Source organism: Colwellia sp. BRX8-5 (assembly GCF_014077325.1).
GTDB lineage: Bacteria > Pseudomonadota > Gammaproteobacteria > Enterobacterales > Alteromonadaceae > Colwellia_A.
This window is the reverse complement of the sequence record NZ_JACGVR010000108.1, coordinates 1-304: the sequence shown is the minus strand read 5'-3', so window position 1 is coordinate 304 and position 304 is coordinate 1. Positions and strand designations below refer to the sequence as shown.

At 43.4% G+C, this 304-nt stretch carries 1 rRNA gene; it reads left to right on the top strand.

Annotated features, from left to right (window positions below):
• Positions 1–219 precede the first annotated feature (219 nt).
• Positions 220–304: ribosomal RNA gene (gene rrf, locus H4J62_RS20105) — 5S ribosomal RNA — on the top strand; the annotation flags it as partial.

Genomic DNA, 304 nt, shown 5'->3' with positions numbered 1-304 from the left:
CAACGTTGATAGGTCAGGTGTGTAAGGACTGCGAGGTCTTGAGCTAACTGATACTAATTGCCCGTGAGGCTTAACCATACAACACCCAAGTAGTTTTACTGCGAAGTGTTTGTAGAAGACTGACATAATAACTTCACGCACTGTAATGAATTGAATAAGAAAACGCTTTTATATTTATGGCTCTAACGAGCAACAGCTTTCAAGATTGTAACCTTTTTGTCTAGCGACAATAGCACTGTGGCACCACCTGATCCCATTCCGAACTCAGAAGTGAAACGCAGTAGCGCCGATGGTAGTGTGGGAG